At 67.3% G+C, this 22,769-nt stretch carries 16 protein-coding genes and 1 tRNA gene; 4 read left to right on the top strand and 13 right to left on the bottom strand.

Annotated elements, in window-relative coordinates:
- Positions 1-5: 5 nt before the first annotated feature.
- A complete protein-coding gene (mfd, locus tag ACLH0K_RS06090; RefSeq protein ID WP_411375921.1) occupies positions 6-3,668 on the bottom strand; it encodes a transcription-repair coupling factor in 3,663 nt (1,220 codons plus the stop codon).
- Positions 3,669-3,870: 202 nt separating this feature from the next.
- Here mfd and ACLH0K_RS06085 point away from each other — a divergent pair, with 202 nt between their 5' ends.
- The 3 genes from ACLH0K_RS06085 to ACLH0K_RS06075 are packed head-to-tail and all read left to right on the top strand — an operon-like array spanning position 3,871 to position 6,143.
- Positions 3,871-5,385: an SDR family oxidoreductase gene (locus ACLH0K_RS06085; RefSeq protein WP_411375920.1), complete on the top strand. Its 1,515-nt coding sequence runs from the start codon at positions 3,871-3,873 to the stop codon at positions 5,383-5,385.
- Between the two features lie 34 nt (positions 5,386-5,419).
- On the top strand, positions 5,420-5,917 hold the full coding sequence (locus ACLH0K_RS06080; protein WP_138136539.1) for a DUF2505 domain-containing protein: 498 nt from the start codon (positions 5,420-5,422) through the stop codon (positions 5,915-5,917).
- A gap of 4 nt (positions 5,918-5,921) precedes the next feature.
- Entirely contained in the window at positions 5,922-6,143 is a 222-nt protein-coding gene (locus ACLH0K_RS06075) for an SCO4848 family membrane protein (RefSeq protein ID WP_138136538.1), read from the top strand.
- 80 nt (positions 6,144-6,223) lie between these two features.
- Here ACLH0K_RS06075 and sufU read toward each other — a convergent pair whose 3' ends face one another.
- From sufU to ACLH0K_RS06030, 9 genes are all read right to left on the bottom strand, one after another.
- Positions 6,224-6,673, bottom strand: coding sequence for a Fe-S cluster assembly sulfur transfer protein SufU (sufU, locus tag ACLH0K_RS06070; protein WP_411375919.1), 450 nt, complete (start codon positions 6,671-6,673; stop codon positions 6,224-6,226).
- 17 nt (positions 6,674-6,690) lie between these two features.
- A complete protein-coding gene (locus tag ACLH0K_RS06065) occupies positions 6,691-8,016 on the bottom strand; it encodes an aminotransferase class V-fold PLP-dependent enzyme (protein ID WP_411375918.1) in 1,326 nt (441 codons plus the stop codon).
- 441 nt (positions 8,017-8,457) lie between these two features.
- Positions 8,458-11,121: a LuxR C-terminal-related transcriptional regulator gene (locus tag ACLH0K_RS06060; protein ID WP_411376419.1), complete on the bottom strand. Its 2,664-nt coding sequence runs from the start codon at positions 11,119-11,121 to the stop codon at positions 8,458-8,460.
- Positions 11,108-13,843 (bottom strand): LuxR C-terminal-related transcriptional regulator, encoded by a 2,736-nt coding sequence (locus ACLH0K_RS06055; protein ID WP_411375917.1) that lies wholly within the window; start codon positions 13,841-13,843, stop codon positions 11,108-11,110. The genes ACLH0K_RS06060 and ACLH0K_RS06055 overlap by 14 nt, the downstream gene beginning before the upstream one ends.
- Before the next feature lie 121 nt (positions 13,844-13,964).
- Positions 13,965-14,555 carry an aminoacyl-tRNA hydrolase gene (gene pth / locus ACLH0K_RS06050; protein WP_411375916.1) on the bottom strand — a complete coding sequence of 197 codons (591 nt, stop codon included), beginning with the start codon at positions 14,553-14,555 and terminating at the stop codon, positions 13,965-13,967.
- 107 nt (positions 14,556-14,662) lie between these two features.
- Positions 14,663-15,283 carry a 50S ribosomal protein L25/general stress protein Ctc gene (locus ACLH0K_RS06045; protein ID WP_411375915.1) on the bottom strand — a complete coding sequence of 207 codons (621 nt, stop codon included), beginning with the start codon at positions 15,281-15,283 and terminating at the stop codon, positions 14,663-14,665.
- 282 nt (positions 15,284-15,565) lie between these two features.
- Positions 15,566-16,546, bottom strand: a complete 981-nt coding sequence (locus ACLH0K_RS06040; RefSeq protein ID WP_411375914.1) for a ribose-phosphate diphosphokinase — start codon at positions 16,544-16,546, stop codon at positions 15,566-15,568.
- 2 nt (positions 16,547-16,548) lie between these two features.
- Positions 16,549-18,027, bottom strand: a complete 1,479-nt coding sequence (gene glmU, locus ACLH0K_RS06035) for a bifunctional UDP-N-acetylglucosamine diphosphorylase/glucosamine-1-phosphate N-acetyltransferase GlmU (RefSeq protein ID WP_411375913.1) — start codon at positions 18,025-18,027, stop codon at positions 16,549-16,551.
- A 102-nt stretch (positions 18,028-18,129) separates the two neighbouring features.
- Positions 18,130-18,201: transfer RNA gene (locus tag ACLH0K_RS06030), tRNA-Gln, on the bottom strand.
- A gap of 135 nt (positions 18,202-18,336) precedes the next feature.
- Here ACLH0K_RS06030 and ACLH0K_RS06025 point away from each other — a divergent pair.
- Positions 18,337-18,963, top strand: a complete 627-nt coding sequence (locus ACLH0K_RS06025) for a TetR/AcrR family transcriptional regulator (RefSeq protein ID WP_411375912.1) — start codon at positions 18,337-18,339, stop codon at positions 18,961-18,963.
- Between the two features lie 57 nt (positions 18,964-19,020).
- Here the strand turns inward: ACLH0K_RS06025 and ACLH0K_RS06020 are convergent, their stop codons facing one another.
- Genes ACLH0K_RS06020 through rsmA form a run of 3 tightly spaced genes read right to left on the bottom strand, consistent with a single transcriptional unit; the run spans position 19,021 to position 22,712 of the window.
- On the bottom strand, positions 19,021-20,844 hold the full coding sequence (locus tag ACLH0K_RS06020; RefSeq protein ID WP_411375911.1) for an ABC-F family ATP-binding cassette domain-containing protein: 1,824 nt from the start codon (positions 20,842-20,844) through the stop codon (positions 19,021-19,023).
- A 36-nt stretch (positions 20,845-20,880) separates the two neighbouring features.
- Positions 20,881-21,843, bottom strand: coding sequence for a 4-(cytidine 5'-diphospho)-2-C-methyl-D-erythritol kinase (locus ACLH0K_RS06015; RefSeq protein WP_411375910.1), 963 nt, complete (start codon positions 21,841-21,843; stop codon positions 20,881-20,883).
- Positions 21,840-22,712, bottom strand: a complete 873-nt coding sequence (gene rsmA, locus ACLH0K_RS06010) for a 16S rRNA (adenine(1518)-N(6)/adenine(1519)-N(6))-dimethyltransferase RsmA (RefSeq protein WP_411375909.1) — start codon at positions 22,710-22,712, stop codon at positions 21,840-21,842. Before rsmA ends, ACLH0K_RS06015 begins: the two co-directional genes overlap by 4 nt.
- Between the last annotated feature and the right edge of the window lie 57 nt (positions 22,713-22,769).

Genomic DNA, 22,769 nt, shown 5'->3' with positions numbered 1-22,769 from the left:
ACCGGTCAGGCCCCGGCAGATGAGACAGAGAGCGGCTGGTCCGAGAAGATGTTCCGGATGACGCCGTCAGCCCACTCCAGGATCTCCGCGTCCTGGAGGTCCCGGCCGCCGATCCTGGCCGTCTTGGGCTTGGGGATCAGCACCGCGTCGAGGGCAGGCTTGGGCTGGGACCCCGGGTACATCCGGTTCAGCCTCATCACCTTGGACTCGGGCAGCTGCGCCGGGGAGAAGCGGATGAAGTTGCCCTGCAGCGCGACGTCGGACAGGCCCGCCTCCCTGGCTGCCACCCGGAAGCGCGCCACCGCCACCAGGTTCTGTGCGGGCAGCGGCGGTTCGCCGTAGCGGTCCACCAGTTCCGCCAGAACCTCGTCGATGGCCTCGTTGGTGAGGGCCGCGGCCAGCTTGCGGTAGGCCTCCAGCCGCAGCCGTTCGCCGGGCACGTAGTCATGCGGCAGGTGCGCATTCACCGGCAGCTCGATCTTCATCTCCGCTGCCTTCTCCTCGGCCTCGCCGCGGAAGTCCGCCACAGCCTCGCCTACCAGGCGGATGTACAGGTCGAAACCCACACCCTGGATGTGGCCGGACTGTTCGCCGCCCAGCAGGTTGCCGGCGCCGCGGATCTCGAGGTCCTTCATGGCCAGCTGCATGCCGGCGCCCAGTTCGTTGTGGGCGGCCACGGCCTTGAGCCGTTCCAGTGCCACCTCGCCCAGCGGTTTCTCCGAGGGGTAGAGGAAGTAGGCGTAGGCCCGCTCGCGGCCGCGGCCCACGCGCCCGCGGAGCTGGTGGAGCTGGGACAGGCCGTATTTGTCCGCGCCGTCCACGATCAGGGTGTTCGCGTTGGAGATGTCCAGGCCGGTTTCAATGATGGTGGTGCACACCAGCACGTCGAAGCGCCGCTCCCAGAAGTCCACGATGATCTGTTCCAGGCGGCTTTCGGACATCTTGCCGTGGGCCACCTCCACCCGGGCTTCCGGCACAAGTTCGCGAATCTTCGCTGCGGTCCGTTCGATGGTGGACACCCTGTTATGGACCAGGAACACCTGGCCTTCGCGCATCAGTTCACGGCGGATGGCGGCGGTGGTCTGTTTGTCCGTGTAGGGGCCCACGTAGGTCAGGACCGGGTGGCGTTCCTCCGGCGGGGTGGCCAGGGTGGACGTTTCCCGGATGCCGGTCAGCGACATCTCCAGTGTGCGGGGAATCGGGGTGGCGCTCATCGCCAGCACATCCACGTTGGTGCGCATCTTCTTCAGCGCTTCCTTGTGTTCCACGCCAAAGCGCTGTTCCTCGTCCACGATCACCAGGCCCAGGTCCTTGAACTCGAAGTCCTTGGACAGCAGCCGGTGCGTGCCGATCACCACGTCAACGCTGCCGTTCTTGACGCCCTCCGCCGTCTCCTTGGCTTCCTTGGCCGTCTGGAAGCGGGACAGCGGCTTGACCCGCAGCGGGAAACCGGAGAACCGCTCCGTGAACGTCTCATAGTGCTGCTGGGCCAGGAGGGTGGTGGGCACCAGCACGGCCACCTGCTTGCCGTCCTGCACCGCCTTGAACGCCGCGCGCACGGCGATCTCGGTCTTGCCGTAGCCGACGTCGCCTGAGACCAGCCGGTCCATGGGGATCTCCCGCTCCATGTCCGCCTTGACCTCGTTGATTGTGGTCAGCTGGTCCGGCGTCTCCACGTACGGGAACGCCTCCTCCAGTTCCCGCTGCCAGGGCGTGTCCGGACCGAAGGCATGGCCGCGGGAGGCCATCCGGGCCGAGTACAGCCGGATCAGCTCGCCGGCGATCTCCTTGACGGCCTTCCGTGCCTTGGACTTGGTGCTGGCCCAATCGGCGCCGCCCATCTTGCTCAGGACGGGGGTGTCGCCGCCCACGTAGCGCGTGACCTGGTCCAGCTGGTCCGTGGGGACGAACAACCGGTCCCCCGGCGCGCCGCGCTTGGACGGCGCGTATTCCAGGACCAGGTACTCCCGCACACCGTCGCCGCCGCCGGACACCTTCCGTTGGATGAGTTCGACGAACCGGCCAATGCCGTGCTGCTCGTGCACCACATGGTCCCCCGCCACCAGCTGCAGCGGGTCCACGGCGTTGCGCCGCTTGGACGGCATCCGCCGCATGTCCTTGGTGGACGCCGCGGAAGTGCGGCCCAGCAGGTCGGCTTCCGTGAGCAGGCCCAGCTTCAGCCCGTCCAGGACAAAACCGCGTCCGACGGCGGCAGTGGTCACCTCGATGATGCCCGGCTGGGGTTCGTGGTCCAGGCTGTCGACGCGGGCACAGGGGATGTCGTTGTCGTGGAAGAGCTCGGCCAGGCGCTGCGCGGGGCCGGGCCCCTCGGTGGCCACCACCACCCGCCACTGGTCGCGGACGTGGGAGCCGATGAACTCCATCATTTCCGCCACGTCGCCCTGGTAGCCCCTGGGCTCGCGGGCGTGCAGGTTGAGGACGTCCACTTCCGGGAGCAGTTCCTCATCCTGGGCGAGGGAGGTGATGGACCACCAGGAGACACCGTGGTCCAGGGAGGTGGCCCGGGTCTCGGCAAGGGAGCGGAAGCTGGCGGAGTGAAGCGCCGCCGTGGCCTGGGAGCTCAGGTCCAGGGGTGCGGCCCCGCCGTCGGACGCCGTGGACCAGGCCGCCTCCAGGAACTCCTCGTTGGTGGCGGCAAGGTCATGGGCGCGGGTGCGGACCTTTTCCGGCTCGATGACAACGGCAATGGAGTCGCCGGGCAGCTGGTCCACGAACGGGACCATGGCATCAACCAGCACGGGCGCCAGGGATTCCATGCCTTCCACGGCGATGCCGCCGGCGATCTTTTCCAGCATGTCGGCAGCGGCCGGCAGCTGTGCCTTGAGGGTGGCGGCCCGGGACATCACGGACGGGGTGATGAGGATTTCGCGGCACGGCGGGGCGTGCAGTTCGGTGGGATGGTGGATGCCGGGTGCGGACAGCGAGCGCTGGTCGGCCACGGCAAACCAGCGCATCTGGTCCACCTCGTCGCCGAAGAACTCCACCCGGATAGGGTGGTCCTCGGTGGGCGGGAAGACGTCGATGATGCCGCCGCGCACGGCGAACTCGCCGCGGTGCGTCACCATGTCCACCCGGGCATAGGCGGCGTCGGCGAGGCTCTTCACCACGGCCGTGAACGGGACGTCCTGCCCCACCTTCAGCGTGACCGGCACGAGGTCGCCCAGGCCGGCCACGACGGGCTGGACCACGGCGCGGACGGGAGCCACCACCACGCGGAGGCGTCCCGCCGTCGAACTTTCCGGATGGGCCAGTCGGCGGAGGACGGACAGCCGCCGCCCAACCGTGTCCGAGCGCGGCGAAAGGCGTTCGTGCGGCAGCGTCTCCCAGCTCGGAAATTCCGCCACAGCGTCAGCGGGCAGATAGGCGCGCAGCGCCGCCGCCAGGTCCTCAGCCTCGCGGCCCGTGGCGGTGACGGCCAGCACCACGCCCGGCTCACCGCCGTCGGACGCGGCCTGCAAACCGTCAGCCATCTCCGCAAGCAGAACCGGACGAAGCCCCGCCGGGGCGCTGATCTGGTAGTCCTGCCCACGCACGGCGAAACCCCTGGCAGCCTCCGCCCTGACCCGGGCGAACGTCTGGTCCGAGGCAAGGACGCGGCGCAGTCCGTCCAGCGACGGGCCGTGTGAGGAGGGGCCGGATTGGCTCATGGCAGAAGCTCCTGTGGTGTTCTTGGGTATCGCAGGCAACGCGAAAACCCGAAATTCGCTGCGAATCCCGGGTAACCTCCAGCCTACCCCGCACCACTGACATCCCGGGCAGGCGCCCAGGCTGGCGGGGCAGCGCCATCTAAGGCGGGGCCGTCCACCCGGGCGTCCGCTCCGAACCGCTGAGGACGAACAAGGAGCCAGCATGACCGCAATCAATACCGAACGCTTACCGAAGACAGTCCTGGTGACCGGCGCAACCGGCTACATCGGTGGCCGGCTGGTGCCCAGGCTCCTTGAGGCAGGGCACACCGTGAAGGTGCTGGTGCGCTCGCCGGACAAGATCGCAGGGGTCCCGTGGCGGGACAGTGTGGAGGTGGTGGAAAGCAGCCTCGACGACGGCGACACGCTGCGGAAGTCGCTGGCCGGCGTCGACGTCTTCTACTACCTGGTCCACTCCATGGCCGCCGGGGCCGGCTTCGAAGCCAAGGAAAAAAAGATGGCCGCAGTTGCCGCCCAGGCCGCGGCCGACGCCGGGGTGCGCAGGATCGTCTATTTGGGCGGCCTGCACCCGAAGGACGTGGAACTGTCCACGCACATGCGGTCCAGGGAAGCTGTGGGCCAGTTGTTCCTGGACAGCCCGGTGGACGCCATCGTGTTCCAGGCAGGGGTGGTGATCGGCTCCGGCTCGGCGTCTTTTGAGATGATCCGGCATCTGGCCGAGACGCTGCCGCTGATGCCGGCGCCCAGCTGGGTGCGGAACAGGATCGAAGCGATAGCGGTCCGGGACGTCCTGCACTACCTGGTGGCTGCGGTTTCCCTGGACGGGCCAGTCAACAGGACCTTCGATATCGGCTGCCGCCAGGTGCTGACCTATGCCGGGATGATGCAGGAATATGCGGCCGAGGCCGGCCTCCCCTACCGCGTGGTGCTCGCCCTGCCCGTCCCGGCACCCAAGCTCGCGGGTATGTGGGTGGCCCTGACCACGCCCATTCCGCTGGCCATGGCGTTCCCCCTGGTCCAGTCCCTGCAGCATGACGCCGTGTCCGGCGAGCATGACGTTGACCGATACATTCCAAAGCCCGACGGCGGGTTGACGCCTTACCGGACAGCCGTCGCCCTGGCGCTGGGCAAGGAACGGGACGGCCAGGTGGAGACCACCTGGGCCAACGCCGGGGTGGCATCCGATCCGCTGCCGAGCGACCCGGAGTGGGCGGGCCACAAGGTGTACATCGACGAACGCACGTTCCACGGGGAGGTCGATCCGGACCACGTGTGGACGGTCATCGAGGGGATCGGCGGCCGGAACGGCTGGTACTCGCTGCCCCTTGCCTGGCAGGTCCGCGGCTGGCTGGACAAGCTGACAGGCGGCGCCGGGCTGCTGCGCGGGCGCCGGCACCCCCATACTTTGGCCGCCGGCGAAGTGGTGGACTGGTGGCGGGTGGAGCGCATCGACCGGGGAAGGCTCCTGCGGCTCCGCGCTGAGATGCGTGCCCCCGGGCGGGCCTGGCTGGAACTTTCGGTGGATCCGGACGGGAACGGCAGCAGGTACCGGCAACGTGCCATCTTTTTCCCCAAAGGGCTCAGCGGGCGCCTGTACTGGCTGGCGGTCCTGCCGTTCCACAGCCTGATCTTTCCGGCAATGGCCAGGAACATCACCGGGGCGGCGCAAAAGCTCGTGGATGCGAGCGCCAGGCCGCGACCCCGTAGGATGTCTTGAGTTAAATCCGTTCCCCAACGTCCCAGGAGGACCCATGGCCCTGAGCGCAACCACTTCCCTTCCCCACTCCGTCGACAGCGTCGCAGCTGTCCTGGTGAATGAGGACTTCCAGCGCCACGTCAGCCAGCTGGTAGGCGGAAACCTGGAATCCTTCACCGTTGACGGCGACGTAGCCGGCGGCTTCAGCGCCACCTCCGTGCGCACCCTGCCCACCACCCGCCTCCCCGAGATTGCCCGCAAGTTCGTCGGCGAGCACCTGAAGGTGACGCAGGTGGAAAACTGGAGCGCACCCGCCGCCGACGGATCGCGCCAGAGCAACATCTCACTCAAGATCGCCGGCGCGCCCGTGGATGTCACCGCCGTCCAGCGCCTGGTGGCCGAGGCCAGCGGAACCCGTGTTGAGCTTGAAGGCGAGGTCAAGTCCTCCGTACCGTTCCTGGGCGGCAAGATCGCCGATGCTGCCGAGCCGATGGTTGCCAAGGCCCTCAACCTGCAGGCCAAGCAGGCGCAGGCCTGGCTCGAAAGCCACTGATTCCGTGGAGCTGCCCGTTTTCGCTGCGCTCGTCCTGATCGTGGCAGGCGTCTGGTCCCTGGTGGTGTGGCCGCAGTTCCTGCGCCGGGTCATGAAGGATCCCCGTGCCCGTGATTCGTCCGGCAAGGCAACGAAGTTCCTGACCGTGCACGTGGTGCTCGTAAGCATCTCCATGGTGCTGGGCGCGGCCACGGCCCTCATCGGCATTATGGGTTTGTTCGGCTAGTCCGCCTGCAGAAAGGCTCTCCTCCCGGCCGGAGGAGAGCCTTTTTGTATGCCTGGTTCCTGCCTGCGGCCGGCAGGCCGTCAGGCAGCCTGGTTCAGGGCGTCTTCCGCAGCAACCCAGGAGATCATCGCGCATTTGACCCGGGCCGCGTAGCGCGCCACACCTTCGAACGCGGCCGCGTCCCCCAGCAGCTCCGGATCGGCATGCACCTTGCCGCGGGACCGGAGGACTTCCCGGAAACTGTCGATGACCTCCTGGAGCTCGGCAACGGTCATCCCCTCGGCGAGCTCAGTGAGCACAGAGGCCGATGCCATCGAGATGGAGCAGCCCTGGCCGTCCCAGGAAACCTGCGCCACCTTGCCGTCCTCCACTGCGAGGCGCAGGGTGACCTCGTCACCGCAGACGGGGTTGAGCTGGTGCGACTGCCCGGTGGTCGAACCTGCCGGCGCCTCGGTGTCCGCCAGGCCGCTGCCGTGCCGGGCCTTGGAGTGGTCCAGGATGATCTGCTGGTACAGCTGGTCAAGGCTCATCGGTTACCCTCGATCCTTCAGGCGCCGAAGTAGGCCCGCACACCGGATACGGCGTCCAGGAACCGGTCGACGTCGTCGGTGGTGTTGTACAGGTAGGCGCTCGCGCGGGTGGTGGCTGTCAGCCCAAGGCGCCGGTGGAGCGGCTGCGCGCAGTGGTGGCCCACACGCACTGCGATCCCGCGCGAGTCCAGGAACTGTCCCACGTCATGGGCGTGGACGCCTTCGACGTCGAACGCGGCCAGTCCGATCCGCTCTTCGCCAGCCGCCGGCCCCAGGACCCGGATGCCGGGAAGTGATTCAAGCCCGGACACCATGCGTTCGCCGAGTTCGGCCTCCCAGCGGTGGATCCGGTCCAGCCCGGTCTCCGTCAGGTAGTTCACAGCCGCCGCGAGGGCCACGGCCTGGGAAATACGCTGGGTTCCGGCTTCGAAGCGCTGCGGCGCCGGAAGGTACTCCGCGCGTTCCATGGTCACGGTGGTGATCATGGAGCCGCCCGTCAGGAACGGCGGCAAGACATCCAGCAGTTCCTGCTTGCCATACAGGACGCCGATGCCGGTGGGCGCGAGCATTTTGTGCCCGGAGAAGACGGCAAAGTCCACGTCCAGGTCCTTGACGTTGAGGGGCATGTGCGGTGCCGACTGGCAGGCGTCCAGCACCACGAGGGCCCCCGCGGCACGGGCCAACGCCACAAGTTCGCGGACCGGATTGATGGTGCCGAGGACGTTGGACGCGTGAGTGAACGCCAGGACCCTGGTGCGGGGTCCGATGATCCCGGCGGCTTCCTCCATCCGCAGGCTGCCGGCGTCGTCAATGGGGATGTACCGGAGGGTGGCCCCGGCGCGGAACGCCAGCTCCTGCCAGGGGATGAGGTTCGCGTGGTGCTCCATCTCGGTCACCACGATCTCGTCACCGGGGCGCAGCGCCAGTTCCTTGAGGGCCGCATCGCCGCGGCCCTGCGCCGCCCAGAGGGCAGCGGTGGACAACGTGTAGGAAACCAGGTTGAGGCCCTCGGTGGCGTTGGATGTCCAGATGGTCTCCGCATAGTCCGCACCGATGAAGTCCGCCACCGCCTGCCGGGCGTCCTCGAACACCTCGGTCGCCTCGACGGCAAGGTGGTGGGCACCCCGGTGCACTGCCGCGTTCCGCTGCTCGTAGAATTCCTGCTCAGCCTCGATGACGCTCAGGGGATTCTGGGAGGTGGCACCGGAGTCCAGGTACACCAGGGGCCGCCCGTTGACGAGCTGGTCCAGGACGGGAAAATCATTGCGGATCCGCAACACCTCGGCATTGTCCAGGACCGGGGGCGCCTGCTCCAGGGTGGCAGGCGTTGATACTACGGCCAAAACGATCTCCTTGGGATGCCAATGGATGACACTCAATTGTCCCACAGCACGGCTGTGGCGGCCGCCCTGGAGGGGCAGCCGCCACAGCCGCTCCGGGCTTCAGCCCGCGGAGCGGAGGGCCGGCGACGGCTGGGGGGAGAGTCTCGGTCTCAGAAGACTCTAACGTCGCCGGCCCCGTCTTGGCCCGGTCCTTTGCGGAACCGGAAGTCAAAGAGGCCCTATGTCCTGCCGGCAACCGTTCCGGCGTTCGTTCTGCCGGACCGCTTTGCCTCCTTAAGTAAATCCCGCAGCAACATCCTGTGCACGAGTAGGGTGTACTCGATTTCGGCGCCGGGGCACTACCTAGGCCGGGCAAAGCGGAGATGGGCGGAACCTGCCCGGCGCAGGACGAAGCCCGGCAGCGGGTTACGGCTGCCTGTGGCGGTCTTGGATTGCTGCTTCCTACTTGGGCAGCGCGGACTCCAGTTCGTCCCTGCTGCGGACGCCAAGTTTGACGTAGGTCCGGTAGAGGTGACCTTCCACGGTACGGACGGACACCATGAGGCGCTGCGCTATTTCACGGTCCGTGAGCCCCTGCACGGCAAGCTCCACGATGTCCTGCTCCCGCCGGGTGAGATGCACGGCCGGGGCTGCGGCGATGAAGCGGCCCTCCCGGAACCGTTCGCCCAACTCGTGGTCGCATTTTTCCCGCTGCGCCACGGCCTGCCGGGACCTGCGCTTTTCCCCTGCCTGGTCCAGGACGGAGCTGGCCCGCGCGTAGGCTTCCCGGGCGAGGTTCACGAAACCGGATTGTTCCAGGGATGCGGCCGTCTGCATCAACCCGTCGCCGTCAGCCGCTTCCCAGGCTGTAGAAAGTCCAAGCATGGCTTCAGCCCAGCGGCCCTGCACGTTCCTGGCGGTGTCCTGCACCATGGGGATCACCGACGGGTCCCCGAGGTCCCAGCAGACGGCCAGGAGTTCGAGCAGCTGGCCGGTCCTGCCGGACGCTTCTGCAGCGGTCATCATCGTGTGCAGGGAGGCAAGGCCCTTACCGTCACGGGACAGGTATTCGGCGGCCGCGGCGGCATAGGCGCCGGCAAGGAGGTCGTGGGCAGGTCCGCCGGTAACGGCGTCCTTGTAGTCCTGCTCCAGCCGCTTCGCCTGGGCTGCATCACCGAGCCGTGCCGCGGCGTAAAAGCCGAGGGACGAGCCAAAACGGAACAGCTGGAGGGGATCGTTGAGCCGGAGTGCTTCCACGGCGGGCAGCAGCAGCTGGTAAGCACGCTCCATCCGGCCCTGCCGCAGCATTGAGTAACCGCGGAGCAGCTGCAGGCTGCCGTCGAATGTTACGGCTCCGGCCGCGTGGCCGGCGGCGTAGCTGTCCAGTTCCCGCTCCGCCGACTCCCACTCCCCCATGGCCAGGTAGCTGATAACAAGGCGCCCCAGCGCGAACTCAGGGAAGAAGAACAGGCTGCCCTCCAGCGGCGCCAGTTCCGAGGCTGCCAGGAGCGCGGCGTCCAGGCCGTCCGCCGGGCGTCCGGCGGCTGTCAGGGCATGGGCCAGCAGCGCCTCGCCCACAGCTGTTGCGGGCTGGCCGGCAGCTCCCTCCCGAATCGGGCGGTTCCTTATGGTTTCGACGACGGCGGCCACCGTCCTGTGATCCACCTCGCCGCCCGCCTTCAGCAAGCGAAGGATTTCCTCCTGCCACAGCACGCCGCCGTCAGCCGGCCTCCCTGCCTGTTCCAGCACGTCCTCGGCCACCGCAGCGAACTGGTGTCCGGCGGCCTGATGGGCGGACACCAGCAGCAGCAGGACGGCAGGACCCTCGACGTGGTCGGCAAGCTCACGCCAGCAACCATCAAGCAGGGCGGCGGCGCCGGCGTACGCCCCCTCGTTGTACAGCGCCCGGGCCTGGACCGCGCGCGCCAGCGGGGCCAGGTCCGGATCCTGCACCCTGGCGGCAATTGAGCGGGCGCTGTCGTTGCGGAACCTGCCCAGCGCTTCGCGGGCGGCCTCCAGCAGGTCGGTGTCGGCTACGCGCAGGCCGCACTCCAGGGCCCACTCAACGGAACGGAGTTTGCCTTCCCCGCGCAGCACGGTGCCGTTCTGGTGGGCGCGGATCTTCTCCTGCAGCTGAAGGCTCCGCGATACGGAAATGGTGTTCCTGATGGCGCGGGCGAAAAGCTTGTTCCACAGGGATAGCTCGGCCGGGACACCTGATGTTTCCACAATCATTTGCTGGTCCAGGAGTGACCGGACCACCGGAGCTCCACAGATGTCCTCGATGACCTTCCTGCCCACGGGACCGGCCAGCGCGACGAGCTTCAGTGCTTCCTGTTCCTCGGGCCGCCGCCGGATGTGGTCCTTCGACACCACTGCCGTCAGCCGGGCCCCGTCAGCCGGCAGGGAGCCCAGCAGGATCCAGATTCCGTTGCGCTTGGACAGAATGCCTGCCTCGGCGGCGTCATGGAGCAGCGCGTCAAGCAGCCGCGGGTTACCGCCGGATGCCATCCAGGCCGCATCGATGGTGGCACCGGGGACGGTCCCGTCCAGCAGATGCTCCAGGACTTCTTCTATCTGGTCCCGGGTGAGCGGGCGAAGATCGAGCCGCTCGGCGAGGCCGTCGTACCACAGCTGGTCCAGGGGCTGCGGCAGTCCGGGCCGCGGCCGGGCGGCTGCCACCACACTGGCCCAGCCGGCCGAAATCAGGTCCGCGAGCACGCCCGCCGAGGCTTCGTCCAGGTAATGGGCGTCGTCCACCACAAGGAGGACGGCGTTACCGTTGCCGGCTTTGAGTTTCTCGAAGTAGGTCCACATGGACCGCAGGACCGCGACGGGCGAGACCGACTCCTCGGCCGTCAGGTCGGCCGTGTAGGGGGTCAGGACCCCGAACGGTACCGCGGCCAGGGCGGAGCTCCCATGGATCTGCAGGATGTTCAGTTCGCCGGCGAGGCGTTCGCTGATGGCCTCGGTAAGGGAGGACTTTCCAATGCCGGGACCGGCCATGACGAAAACGGCCTGGCTGGTGCGGTTCCGGACGAGGTTGCAGATCCGTTCCAGCGGCTCCCGGCGTCCGCTGAGGAGCCGGTGTGCTGTTGCAGGTTTGTGTCCGTTAGACGAGTCCAGTCAGATCACCCCTGGAGGTTACGCCGAGCTTGGTGAACACCTGGTATAGGTGCCCTTCCACAGTCCGGACTGATACGCCCATTTCCAGCGCTATGTCACGGTTCGATGCACCCCGGCCGGCGAGCCGGGCGATCTGGCGCTCCCTGCTGGTAAGCAGGGGGCTGCCGGAGCTGGGCACGATGGGCAGGTTTGTGACTGTTGCCGCCAGGATGTCGAGCCGGGCCTGGGCCGTCCGGGCCGCGATCGAGTCCCCGTCCTGGCGCGCGAAGTCCACGGCCAACGCCATGCACCGGGCCTCAACGGCGTCCAGTTCCAGGGTGGCGGCGAGCTCCCCGCCGGCCAGGAGGGCCTTGGCGTCCTTGGTACGGGTGCCCAGGGCGATGAGCCGGGAGACCTCTGCCAGGGGGCCCTGGCGGTGGGCCGCGATCTCCTCCAGGAGCTTGAAATCGGCGTCGCTTCCGTTCACGGTCGCGGCAAGGAGTTCGATGCCGGCCATGGTGTACAGCCCGGCCTCCATGTTCCGTCGCGCGGATTGTTTGAGGTTGGCGGCGGCATCGGGGTCATTGAGCCAGCGTCCGGCCACCAGGGCACAAAAACTGATTAGGCTCTCCGTGACGAAGCCGGTTGTGCCGGGGGTCCGCTGCAGCTTTGCGAGGAACTTGCGGGCCTGCGCGGCATTGCCGGTTTGTGCGTGGGCCAGTGCCGTTGCCGAGTAAGCGAACCGAAGGGCACTCTGGACGGGCTGCAGCTCCAGCTGGGCGGTGGCTGACATCAAGGGCTCGAGTGCGGCTGCGCCACGGCCGGAGTACACGTATGCGATTCCTGTGGCCAGTTCGGCAGCGGCGCTGCCGTAGGGAAGCCGGTATGGTTCCTCCACGCTCTGCGTACCCAGGAGGTCGATGCACCGCCGCCACTGGCCGGCCATCAACAGCACCAGGTATGCCTCCCGGCTATACCGCTCGCGCAGCCCCACCACGTTGGAGGCATCGCTGATCTGGCCGCCGAGCTGGCGCATCAGGCCCAGTGCGTCCATCTCCCTGCCGGTCAGGGCCAGTGCAGTCATCAGGATGATGGCTGAGTGCATGCGGTATCCGGCGTCCGGGTTCGAGGCCGGATCAGCCGCCGCCTCAAGGGCAGGAATCAGGCCGGCGTAATCACCCATAAAGGCCCGGTATTCGAACCCGCTCAGCGTGACCTGGTTCAGCGCTGCCGCTGCCGGCTCGGGCCACGCGGCTTCTTTTCCGGCCGGCGCAAGCCGCTTGCGGGCTTCATCAAGGAGGCCGGGGACCTTGCCTGCCTGTTCAGGAAGCCTCATCATGACCCTCGCCTTGGCGGCGACAACGCGGGCGTACTCCTCAACATCGTCCAGGGCGTCGAGCTCGGGGCGCGAGATATCGTCCAGGGCTGCCAGTGCCTGGACCGGCATGTCCAGCTGCAGGTAGGCGGCGGCCTTGTGGCGCTGGGCGGGAACCCACTGCGGGTCCGTCCGCTTCAGCATGTCCGCGTAAGTCAAGGCGAACTTGGGGTCGAATAACTGGACGGCAGCTTCCGCCGCTGCGAGGGCCAGTGCAGGGCTGAGCTCGGCCTCGCACTCATGGGTCCACGCGGCGAAGGCCATCAGCTCTTCAACCGTCATGGCAACAGGGTCCGGTTCCTTGCCGCCAAGCAGCACCGCGCGAAGTTCCCGTCGCCTGGCAATGGACAGCCAGGTCCGCACGACGTCGCCAATGTACTTTTCCCGCAGCGACACCCAGCGGTGATCGGAGTCGTCGATCTCCAGCAGGCCGCCGTCCTCCATGTCAGCCACCACAACGGCACTGTAGATTGCCGTCAGCCGGGACAGCTCCACCCGCCGGGCACAGGACAGCATCTCAATGACTTCCCGGGTCTCGGGTGTTTCCCTGGACCAGCGGGACCGCACGATGTCATCAAGGCTGGCAGCGCCGTCGAGCACCACCTTGTCGCGCAGGGTCCAGACGGAGTCGGACAGCACCAGGTTGCCGGACAGCTGCTGTTCCGTGACGAGGGCCTTGAGCAGGAGCGGGTTGCCGCCCACCATGCGGTGGTAGGTGTCGACCAGGGCGGCGGAAACCCGGTGGCCGAGCAGGGAGAGAAGGACCTGGCGGGTTTGCAGCTCGTTGAGGTTGCTGAGGCGCACCTCGGTCAGCCGCCGGTCCGTCAAAAGCCAGTGGAAGTCAGCCGGCAGGTCGCTGATGCCCGGTGCCACGGCGATGATCCTGGCGGTGCCGGTCAGCAGGACGTTCAGGAGCACGCCCGCACTCATGTCGTCGATGCTGCTGGAGGTGTCCAGGGTGATGACGCAGGGACGGCCGGCGGCGTCGCTGCGGATCAGCGACGTGATTCCGCGGAGGATGGCTGTCGGCGAACCCATGTAGGCCTGCGGCAGCCGGGCCAGCAGGAAGGAAAGGCAGCCGTAGGGTGTTGAGGCGCCGGCGGGCCCGGTGCGGAGCTGCAGCGACCAGACGTCCGGTCCGAGGTCCGCCACGGCTGCACGGGCGAGGGACGACTTACCCACACCCCGGCCGCCCGTGATGACCGCCCCCAGGGAGTTTTCACTGGTCAGAGCCGTACGGACAGTTTCAAGATGCGCGCTGCGGGCGGGCGCGGACCAGTGCTGCCCCGGTGTAGCGGAGCTTTGCGGTCGCAGCCCGACGTCGTGAGGTGTTGACCCACGTCCCCAGCTAAGTGGCTCGATTGACATGAACTTTTCCCCTACATCCCCGATAGCGGGATGTAGCCCCATTGCTCCCCCGCATAGCTAGAAGACTACCTCGTGGTACCGACAGGGAAACAGGTTGAAACGGGTTTAAGTTTCTATGTTGCTATTGCCCGGCCTTCGCGGGGTGGTATTTCTGCTGCGCCGCCGTGAGCCCGTCGCGCAGCAGCGCCTCGACGGCATCTGCTGCATCGTCCAGCAAAAAAGGCAGTTCCTTGCGCTCGGCAGACGCGAAATCCCGCAGGACAAAATCTGCCGTGTCCATCCTGCCCGGCGGGCGCCCCACGCCGACCCGGACCCGAAGGTAGTCCTTTGTGGCCAGTGCTTTGCTGATGTCGCGCAGGCCGTTGTGGCCGCCTTCGCCGCCACCGATTTTGAGCTTGATGGTATTGAAGGGGATATCAATCTCGTCGTGCACGGCCACCACATGGTCAGCGGCGATGCCGTAAAAGTTGGCCAGCGCCGAGACAGGTCCGCCGGAGACGTTCATATAGGTTATGGGTTTTGCCAGGACCACGCGCGGACCGCCGATTCCCAGCCGGCCTTCGACCACCTGCGCCCGCGCCTTGTGGGTTTTGAAGCCGGAGCCCATCCGGCCGGCGAGTTCATCAAGGACCATCTGGCCGACGTTGTGCCTGTTGCCTTGGTACTGGGGTCCGGGGTTGCCGAGGCCGACGATCAGCCAGGTGTCAGTCATGGGATCAATCCTAGGGTGGGCTGGTGCGAGCAAGGCTTACGGCGGCGGACATGGCAGTGGCCGGATCCCGGCGGGATCCGGCCACTGCCAAGCGAACAACCGGGTGGTTACTCGGCTGCTGCCTTCTCTGCAGCTTCGGAAGCTTCGCCGGAGACAGCCTCGCCGCCTTCGGTGGCGCCCTCTTCCTCGGTGGCCACGGCCTCGGAGATGTTCACCACGAGGGCTTCAGCGTCGGTCAGCAGGACGGTGCCCTTGGGCAGGGCAAGGTCGGAAGCGTGAATGTGCTCGCCGGCGGCGCGGCCTTCAATGCTAACGGTGACGGCCTCGGGCAGGTGGGTTGCCTCAGCCTCGAGGGACACAACGGTCAGTTCCAGGTTGTGCGCGGTGCCGGCAGCGGACTCGCCTTCAACGTGGACGGGAACGTCAACCGTGACCTTCTCGCCCTGGCGGACGGTCAGGAGGTCGATGTGCTCGATGATCTGCTTGATCGGGTCGCGCTGGATGTCCTTGACCAGGGCAAGGTGGCCTTCGCCGTTGATGTCCAGGGACAGCAGGGCGTTCGGGGTGCGGACTGCAAGGGTAGTGGCCTTGGCCGGCAGGGTGACGTGGATGGGCTCTGCGCCGTGGCCGTAGATGACGGCGGGGATCAGGTTAGCCATCCGGGCGCGGCGGGCGTAGCCCTTGCCGAATTCGGTGCGCAGTTCTGCTGCGAGCTTCTGCTCAGACATGGAAATCTCCTTGAAGATCAGGGGGTATTCAGCAAGGGCGGAGGTCTGGTGTGACCTTCAACGCCGGGCCGCCCGCTGGCAGCTCTTCAAGAAGGCGCCCCGGAAGGGGCAAATCAGACCCAGTCGATCACGGAGACCTGCAACCGGCATGCCGGTTGCTCTCCCTCGCCAAGGTATCGCAGAACAGTCTACCAGCGCCGGGCCGGTTTCCTGTAAACGGTGCCCGCTCCCGGTGGTTGGGCCTGTCGAAACCAGTTCCACAGGCCCAAACCACCGGAGGGGCTAGGCCTTGCCGTCGAACAGGCTGGTGACGGAACCGTCGTCGAACACCTCGCGGATGGCGCGCGCGATCAGCGGCGCGATGGACAGCACGGTCAGCTGCGGGAACCGCTGCGAAGAGCTGAGCGGAAGCGTGTTGGTGACCACCACTTCGCGGGCACCGGACTCGGCGAGCCGCTCAGCCGCCGGCTCCGAGAACACGGCATGAGTGGCCGCGATGATGACATCCTTGGCGCCGGCGTTCTTCAACACCTTGACCGCCCCGGAAATGGTTCCGCCGGTGTCGATCATGTCATCGATCAGCACGCAGGTGCGGCCCTCGATCTGCCCCACCACGGTCTTGGACACAGCCTGGTTGGGGACCGTGAGGTCACGGCTCTTGTGCACGAATGCCAGCGGAGCGCCGCCGAGCCGTTCGGCCCACTGTTCGGCCACGCGGACGCGGCCGGTGTCAGGTGAGACCACGGTGATGTTGTCGGCGTCCACGCGGGTGCGCAGGTAGTCGGCGAGCAGCGGAATTGCCATCAGGTGGTCGACCGGGCCGTCGAAGAAGCCCTGGATCTGGGCGGTGTGCAGGTCCACGCTCATGATGCGGTCGGCACCGGCGGTCTTGTACATGTCCGCCACGAGCCGGGCGGAGATCGGCTCGCGGCCGCGGCCCTTCTTGTCCTGGCGCGAGTAGGGGTAGAACGGCGACACCACAGTGATCCGCTTGGCAGAGGCCCGCTTCAGCGAATCGATCATGATCAGCTGTTCCATGAGGTGGTTGTTCAGCGGGGCCGGGTGCGCCTGGATGACGAAGGCGTCCGTACCGCGGACGCTCTCGCCGGCGCGCACGTAGATCTCACCGTTGGCGAAGTCATAGGCGTCCACCGGAAGGAGGTCCGTGCCGAGTTCCTTTGCGATCTCCCGGGCCAGCTCCGGGTGGGCCCGCCCGGTGGCGAGCACCAGCCTCTTCTCGCCGTGCGCCGTAATTTCGCTCATTATTACTTGCCCTCTTCTGTAGATGCCGGGGTACTTGAGGAGTCTTGGGCGGCCGCCTGGGCCAGTTCCGCGGAGCGGGTTCCCGGCCTGTTGGCCGGCACCCAGCCTTCGGTGTTGCGCTGCGCCGCAACGGTGAGCGCCAGCGCCCCGGCGGGAACGTCCTTGCGGATCACCGCTCCGGCGCCGCTGTAGGCGCCGTCCCCCACGGTGACCGGGGCAACAAAGACCGTGTTGGAACCTGTACGGACGCCTGAGCCGATGACGGTGCGGTGCTTCTTCTCGCCGTCGTAATTGGCAGTGATGTTTCCGCAGCCGATGTTCGTGTCCTCGCCGATTTCCGCGTCCCCGGCGTAGCCGAGGTGGGACAGCTTGGAGCCGCGGCCGATGGTCACGTTCTTGGTTTCATAGAAGGCGCCGATCTTGCCCTTCTCGCCAAGCACCGTGCCGGGGCGCAGGTAGGTGAAAGGTCCGACGGCGGCGCGCGCCCCAATCACGGAGCCGGAACCATGGGTGCGGACCACCTTGGCGCCCTCCCCCACGGTGACGTCGGTCAGCGTGGTGTCGGGGCCGACGACGGCGTCCCTCGCCACGGTGGTGGCGCCGTGCAGCTGCGTGTTGGGCAGGAGCCGGACGTCCTCGTCGAGAGTGACGGAGGAATCGATCCAGGTGGTGGAGGGATCCACCACGGTAACGCCGGCACGCATCCAGGCCTCTACAGTGCGGCGGTTGAGTTCCGCGCCGAGCGCGGCCAGCTGGACGCGGTCATTGGCGCCTTCCACCTGCCAGCGGTCCGCGGTGACGACGGCGGCCACCCGGCCGCCTGCCTCCCTTGTCAGGGCGAGCACGTCGGTGAGGTACTTCTCCCCCTGTGCGTTGTCCGTGGTGACCTTGGCCAGGGCATCGCGCAGCACACCGGCGTCGAAGGCGTAAATGCCGGAATTGACCTCGCCAATGAGCCGTTCGGCGTCGGTTGCGTCCTTGTGTTCCCGGATCCCGGTGACCGTGCCGTCCCCGCCCCGCAGGATGCGGCCGTAGCCGGTGGCGTCGTCCAGGACAGCGGTCAGGACGGTGACAGCGTTCGCTTCCTTCTCATGAGTGGCGACGAGTTCCGCCAGAAGCTCCGCGGACAGGAGCGGCACGTCACCGTAGGTCACCACAACGGTGCCGGTCAACGGCTGGTCCGCGTCCAGGGCCTGCAGCGCCACTTCCACGGCGCGGCCGGTGCCGGGAACCTCATCCTGGTCCACGATCAATGCAGAGGGGTCGAGCTCAGCCACGTGGCCTGCCACCAGGTCCCGCTCATGGCGGACCACGATGGCGAGCTGCCGGGGGTTGATGCTGCGGGCCGCCAGGAGTGCGTGCCCCACCATGGACCGGCCACCGATTTCGTGGAGAATCTTGGGGGTACGTGACTTCATCCGCGTACCGGCTCCTGCTGCCAGAACGATTACGGCGGCCGGGCCGGCCTTCTCGGGGATCACGTACGGGCTCTCCTTGCCTGGGTTACGCTGGCGTTTGCGGTGTCCGGGCCGGCCTTCCGGCCCGGTACCGGGTGTCATCCTACTGAACATGTCGCACAACAGTTCCGCCCATAGGATTCGAACCTATACTCCACGGCTCCAAAGGCCGGGGTGCTGCCGTTACACCAGAGCGGACCATGCCGGAGGCGCAAGGCCCGGGCACAAGTCCCTATTTTGCCACGGCTTCGGGGCGCCGCGCGACACGGGCCCGCGGCGCCCCGCAGCAGCCGCGCGGAAAGCCGCCGCAACCCTGTAGGGCATGATGGGAATGTGAGCAACAACCCGCCGCGGACGCGGATGACCGGACGCCAGCGCCGGAGCCAGCTGGTCGACGTCGGGCGCAGCCTCTTTGCCGTCCGCGGGCTTGATGGCACAACCATCGAGGAAATCGCCGCCTGCGCGGGTGTGTCCAAACCCGTCATCTACGAGCACTTCGGCTCCAAGGAAGGGCTGTACACCGAGGTGGTGGACTACGAGTTCCACATCCTGCTGGACTCCATCACCGCCGCACTTGCCGAGGAGGCCAAACCCCGCGTCCTGGTGGAACGCGCCGCCCTGGCCCTTCTGACCTATATCGAGGACCGCACCGAAGGCTTCCGGATCCTGATGCGCGACGCACCGCCCTCCCAGCCCGAAGGCGCCTTTTCCACCCTGCTCTCCCACGTCACCGCCCGCGTGGAGCACATCCTCTCCGACGAATTCTCCCGCCGCGGCTTCAGCGGCGAGGACGGCGCCATGTACGCGCAGATGCTCGTGGGCATGGTGGCCATGACCGGCCAATGGTGGCAGGACAGCCGCCAGCCCGACAAGCACACCGTCGCCGCGCACCTGGTAAACCTCGCCTGGAACGGCCTCACCGGGCTCAAGAAGGACCCGGAGCTGAAGTCCGAGCCATAGCCCTGGTCGCCTTCGCGGTCCAGGGGTCCTTCGCCGCTCGTGCATGCGTCACCCTTGTCACTCGCCGAGGAGCTCGCTCGCTTCCAGCCACTCCAGTTCGAGGGCTTCCTTTTCGTCGGCGAGTTCCTTGAGCTGCTTGTTCTGTTCGGCGAGGGCGTCGTAGTCCGCGGCCTCGGTGCTTTTGAGCATCTGGTCGTGGATCTTCTTTTCCTGCTGCTCGAGCTTGCTGAGCTGGCGCTCGATCCTGTTGAGTGCCTTGCGGGCTTCGCGCCGTTCCGCCTCGGAGGGGCCGGACGCTGCGGCTGCCTGGGCCGGGCCTCCGGCATTGGCGGGGTTGCCGCCGCCGGTTACGGTGGACCCGGCCAGGGCTGCTTCCCGGAGCTCGAGGTACTGGTCCACGCCACCGGGCAGGCCGCGGAGCCTACCGTCGCCAAGCAGGGCCATCTGGTGGTCCGTGACGCGTTCCAGGAGGTAGCGGTCGTGGCTGACCACCACAAGGGTGCCCGGCCAGCCGTCCAGCACGTCCTCCACGGCGGCGAGGGTATCGGTGTCGAGGTCGTTGGTGGGTTCGTCGAGCATCAGCACGTTCGGTTCGCCTACCAGCAGCCGGAGGAGCTGCAGCCGTCGGCGCTCACCGCCGGAGAGGTCCTTGACGGGTGTCCACTGCTTCTGGTTGGTGAACCCCAGCTGCTCCACCAGCTGGCCCGCGGTGAACTCCCTGCCGCCCACGTTGAAGGAACGCTTTTCCCGCTCGATGACCTCGATCACCCGCAGGTCCGCGACGTCGTCGAGTTCCTTCACTTCCTGTGTGAGCACCGCGGTGACCACCGTCTTGCCGCGCTTCAGCCTGCCGGCGTCGGGGGCAATCTCCCCGTTCAGCAGCTTGAGGAGTGTCGTCTTGCCGGCGCCGTTGACGCCCACGATGCCCAAGCGCTCCCCAGGGGCGAGGCGGAGGGTGATGTTGTCGAAGAGCCTCCGGCCGTCGTCGCCCTCGAAGTTGAGCGAGACGTGCTCGAGGTCAAGCACGTCCTTGCCCAGGCGCGCCGTTGCCATTTTGCTCAGTGCCATGGAGTCCCGTGGGGCCGGCACGTCGGCGATGAGGACGTTCGCTGCCTCGATGCGGAACTTCGGCTTGGACGTCCGCGCCGGCGCGCCGCGGCGCAGCCAGGCGAGCTCCTTCTTGACCAGCTGCTGCCGCTTGCCCTCGACGACGGCGGCCATCCGGTCCCGCTCAGCGCGGGCCAGGACATACGCGGCGTACCCGCCCTCGAACGGGTCGATGATCCCGTCGTGGACTTCCCAGGTCTTGGTGCAGACCTCATCCAGGAACCAGCGGTCGTGGGTTACCACCAGGAATGCGCCCTGGTTGGCCCGCCAGCGGGTTTTCAGGTGCCGTGCCAGCCAGGCGACGCCCTCGACGTCGAGGTGGTTGGTGGGCTCGTCCAGCATGATGACGTCGTGGTCCTCGATCAGAAGCTTGGCGAGGGCAACCCGCCGCTTCTGACCGCCTGAAAGGGAGTGGACGTTGGCGTGCCAGTCGACGTCGGACACCAGGCCGCCCATGATCTCGCGGATGCGCGGGTTGCGTGCCCACTCGTAATCCGCCTGGTCACCCACGATCGCGGCACCCACGGTCAGGTCGCCGTCGAGCACGTCGCTCTGGTCCAGGTAGCCGATGTTGACGTCACCGCGCTTGGTGACCCGGCCCGCGTCCGGCGTCGACCGCAAAGCCAGCAACCTCATCAGGGTGGACTTGCCGTCACCGTTGCGGCCCACCATGCCAATCCGGTCCCCCTCCTCAAGGCCCAGGGTGACGCCGTCCAGGACGGTGCGGGTTGCGTAGGAAACCGTGAGGTTCTCGCCGCCAAGAAGGTGTGCCAAAGGGAACTGCTTTCTACTGCTCGGGTGGAAAAGGTGCTAGATCAGGATGTCGGAAATGATGCGGGCACCGGGAACGGGACCGTGGACGGCGAGCGCGGTCAACCCGCGGCGCCGCAGCTCCTCCGCCAGGCCTTCCGCCGCCACGGAATCATCGGCAAGCAGGGCAACCGTGGGGCCGGATCCGGACACGATGCCGGCGATTGCTCCATGCGCCTCACCGATGCCCAGCGTATCCCGAAGCGACGGTGAGAGTTTGATGGACGCGCGCTGCAGGTCGTTGACCAGGACGCGGCTCAGCGCTTCGGCATCCCCGCCGCGAAGCGCGGTCAGGATCTCCGGATCGACGCCGGCCGGCTCGTCGGCTTCGACTCCCTCGGCTTCCCGCAACCGGTCCAGGGTCCGGTACACCTCCGGGGTGGAAAGCCCATAGTCGGCCGTTACCAGCACCCAGTGGGTCTGCGCCTTTACCAGCGCCGGGGACAGCTTGTCGCCAAGGCCCAGACCCACGGCCGTGCCGCCCAGCAGCGAGAAGGGGACGTCGGCGCCCAGTTCGGCCGCGAGGTGGGCCAGCTCTTCACGGGAGAGGCCACTGTTCCACAGGGCGTCGCAGGCAAGGAGCGTGGCCGCCGCGTCAGCCGATCCGCCGCCCATGCCGCCCGCCACCGGAACCCGCTTGGTAATTTCCAGGTGCACCCCCGTTGAGTGCTCCGAGACGTCCGCCATGATGGCCGCAGCCTTGTACGCAAGGTTGTTCCTGTCGAGCGGAATGTCCACCGTGTCCAGGTCAACCGTGCTGTCCGGGCTGAGGCTGATGGTGATACCGGGCGTTTCGGTGCTGGTTGCCGCCACCTCCTCATAGAGGGACACCGCAAGGTAGACGCTGGCCACGGAGTGGTAGCCGTCGGGGCGAAGCGGCCCGACGTCGAGCGACACGTTGACCTTGCCCGGAGCCTTGACCCGGACTGTCCGGGCGGTGAAGCGGCCCGGCCGCGCCGTCACGCCCCGGTCTCCCTGGCTTCGGCAATCCTCGCGAACGCGGCGATGTCGATGACTTCACCGCGGGCGGCGGGGTCGACGCCGGCCGCCACCAGGCAGCGTTCGGCCTCCTGCGCTCCCCCGGCCCAGCCGGCGAGGGCGGCGCGCAGGGTCTTGCGCCGCTGCGCGAACGCTGCATCCACAACGGCGAAAACCTGTTCCCTCGTTGCCGCAGTGGCCGGTGGTTCCCGCCGCGTGAAGGCCACCAGCCCGGAGTGGATTTTGGGTGCGGGCCAAAATACGTTCATGCCGATCACACCGGCCTTGCGCATGTGGCTGTACCAGGCTGCTTTAACGGACGGGACGCCATACGTCTTGGAGCCGGGGCCGGCGGCGAGGCGGTCCGCCACCTCGTCCTGGACCATGACAAGCCCGTGCTGCAGGCCCGGAAAATGCTCCAGCAGGTGCAGCACCACGGGGACCGCCACGTTGTAGGGCAGATTGGCCACGAGTGCGGTGGGCCGGACCGGAAGTTCCGTGACCTTCATGGCGTCGGCGTGGACCAGGTGGAAATTACCTGCGGTTGCGGGCCGCCACTCCTGCACCGTGTGCGGAAGTTTCGCGGCGAGCACCGGATCGATTTCGACGGCGACTACAGAGGCAGCAGCGTCCAGCAGCCCCAGCGTCAGGGATCCGAGCCCGGGACCGACCTCCAGCACCGTCTCCTCCGGCGCCACACCGGCAGCAGCCACGATCCTGCGGATGGTATTGCCGTCAATGACGAAGTTCTGGCCCAGCGTTTTAGTGGGCCTGACCCCGATTTCCTCTGCCAGCCGGCGAATATCGGAGGCACCAAGAAGCGGCGCAGGCGCGGCGGGAATGGGTTCAGTCACCTAGGTATCCTATACAGCCGCGGCCGGGCCCGGATCATCCGGGCCCGGCCGCTTGCA

The sequence above is a fragment of the Arthrobacter sp. MPF02 genome (assembly GCF_046605375.1).
In the GTDB taxonomy this organism is placed as follows: domain Bacteria; phylum Actinomycetota; class Actinomycetes; order Actinomycetales; family Micrococcaceae; genus Arthrobacter.
This window is presented reverse-complemented; position numbering and strand designations above follow the sequence as displayed.